The sequence below is a fragment of the Desulfotruncus alcoholivorax DSM 16058 genome (assembly GCF_000430885.1).
In the GTDB taxonomy this organism is placed as follows: Bacteria; Bacillota; Desulfotomaculia; order Desulfotomaculales; family Desulfallaceae; genus Desulfotruncus; species Desulfotruncus alcoholivorax.
Genome location: NZ_AUMW01000060.1, coordinates 1 through 2,183 on the forward strand (window position 1 = coordinate 1; position 2,183 = coordinate 2,183).

A 2,183-nucleotide genomic window follows, 5' to 3' on the forward strand; every position below is an offset into this window, starting at 1 on the left:
TCGAGATTGGCCCTGGCTTTTAAAGGAACATCGGGCTTATTTGAGCATACCGCTTGCAACCCTTTTTTCGCGGCCCATTGATCGAGGTTACTTTGGGCTTCCTCTCGACTTTCTACCATCGGCATTGCCGGTGACTTGATCCGGTGGAGGCCTCCAGTTGAGGAACGCCAGAAGGTTCCATATTCACTGCCGAGACCTCTGCTAACGAATATTTCACGCCCATTATGTATATAGCATTTGGGCTGATCTTCGGCTTGGTCATCATTATTGGATGATTTGGTATCTTCTATTTGATTTAATTCCTGGGATAAAGTATCCGGCTCGTTTTGTCCTAAATGTGCAGGTGTCAAATTTTTTACACTTTCACATGTTTTATTTTCCCATCTTGAAATAGATGTACGATCTATCCCTAACCTTTCCGCAATCTTTTCCTGGGTAAACCCCTCTGCCCGCATTTTCATTGCTTTTTCTCTGATTTCTTCCCTGGCTTCCTCCCGTTCTGCAGCCAGATCAGATACCCAATTTTGTACCGTTTGACGTGTTATCCCCAGTGTTTTTGCTATCTCTATGACTGGCTTGGTCCCGTACCACCGCCGGGCCAATTCTTTCATTTCACCCCTGGTCAGAGGTTTGCCGTGGCGCAAGTTAAGTTCTACCGCTCTGGCTGCTGGGTCAGCTGGTTCTTCAATTTTGACTTCTATCTCCGCGGTGCCAACCAGTTTGTATGCTTCCAGCCGGTGCCTGCCATCCAGGAGCCGGTTATCTTGTGTTATCGCTATTGGGGGAAATATTGCACCGGCGGTCATGGCCTCGCGGTAGCGTTCTACGGTATCCGGGTCAAAGTCGGCCCGGGGGTATATGGTTTCGTCTATGACAACATCGCTAATCTTTTTTTGCAATGGTTAATCCCCCCAAAAATTGACTTCTTTTATCATGCCATTATCCACCAGCAACACCTGCCCGGTTTAACGGCTTGCCGCGTTATTGCCGGTTTCTTGTTTCTCTATCATCTTCATAATGGAGGGGAAGATGATTCTTGCCAGGTCGCTGTATTCCTTATCTATATCCCCGTGTGTTATACTTACGATTTCCCTGCTGATGGTTTTCAAGTGGTCTTTATCCCTTTTGGCAACATATTTGACCAGAGCTATCACTTTATTCACCCGCCAGTTGGTTAAATAATTACCCAGTAAAATAACTTCCATTTGCTGGTAGGATTATAATTGCTTGTGTTGAAATTAATAAAAAGTGTCTATACTACCAACATTAGGGGATAAACTATGCTTATTTGTAGTTTTGATGTAGCTTTATTAGTTAACCGCTTCCGCAGTATTGCTTGTGGTTTTACATGCAACACATGAGCTAAAAAAAATTTCTTCGACAGTTTTACCAAGTGCATTTGCAATGCGGACTTTAACTTCATCCCTGGGCTGACAAATTCCTTTTTCATATCTCCATATAAGTGTACGGTCAACATTTACCATGCTTGCCAATTCAGCCCTTGTTATCTTTGCTTTTTTTCTGAAATATTCTAGATTGTTACCCAAGCAAACACCCCCCTTTCGGTGTTGCACCGCAGACCACATTGTGTTGTATAGTATACCACAATGTTGCTTGTTATGCAACATGTTTTTGTAAAATGTTTTATTTCTTTTGTGGTCTGGTATAATGTTTTTAGTTGCATGTCATGCAACATATAGGAGTGATTAAATGCTTAAAGAATTTAGCACAACAATAAAAACCGCCCGACTAACACAAAATTTGTCACTAAGAGATTTAGCCGAGCTTACTGGGCTTGATCATAGCTATATCGGCAGATTGGAAAAAGGTATCCCAACACCGTCGCGCGACACAGTAATAAAACTTGCAAAGGCATTAAAAATACCTGAAAACTCCTTATTAATAAAGGCAGGCTATACGCCAAATAAATCTAATGACCTTACTCCCACCTGGTGGCACAGCGATACGCCACCCACCGACATCGAGCTGGAGGAATTCCTAAAGTCCGCTAACATTTATTTTGACGGCGCCCCTTTGAACGAGGAGGATAAAGAGGATATCCTTACTTATTTGAAGGTAAAGTGGGAACGGGAAAAGAAAAAACGAGAAAAGGGGAAGGGGTAATTTTTAATGAGCATACCCAAAGAAGAACTCCACAGATTAATTGACAGGATTCCGGAACA

Annotated in this window: 4 protein-coding genes; 1 reads left to right on the forward strand and 3 read right to left on the reverse strand. The window is 42.9% G+C overall.

Annotation, left to right across the window (positions count from 1 at the left end):
• From H569_RS21520 to H569_RS21525, 3 genes are all read right to left on the reverse strand, one after another.
• The coding region (locus H569_RS21520) for a helix-turn-helix domain-containing protein (RefSeq protein ID WP_114679319.1) at positions 1–899 on the reverse strand (899 nt) is incomplete at its 3' end.
• A gap of 66 nt (positions 900–965) precedes the next feature.
• A complete protein-coding gene (locus tag H569_RS0117020; RefSeq protein ID WP_157833575.1) occupies positions 966–1,154 on the reverse strand; it encodes a hypothetical protein in 189 nt (62 codons plus the stop codon).
• A gap of 156 nt (positions 1,155–1,310) precedes the next feature.
• Positions 1,311–1,547 carry a helix-turn-helix transcriptional regulator gene (locus tag H569_RS21525; protein ID WP_051273733.1) on the reverse strand — a complete coding sequence of 79 codons (237 nt, stop codon included), beginning with the start codon at positions 1,545–1,547 and terminating at the stop codon, positions 1,311–1,313.
• A 163-nt stretch (positions 1,548–1,710) separates the two neighbouring features.
• Here H569_RS21525 and H569_RS21530 point away from each other — a divergent pair, with 163 nt between their 5' ends.
• The gene (locus tag H569_RS21530; protein ID WP_027365961.1) at positions 1,711–2,124 is read left to right on the forward strand and encodes a helix-turn-helix domain-containing protein; all 414 of its coding nucleotides are present in this window, start codon (positions 1,711–1,713) and stop codon (positions 2,122–2,124) included.
• Positions 2,125–2,183 lie beyond the last annotated feature (59 nt).

Coding starts and splice junctions, on each gene's coding strand:
- H569_RS21530 (WP_027365961.1), top strand. CDS start 1,711: ATGCTTAAAGAATTTAGCACAACAATAAAAACCGCCCGACTAACACAA.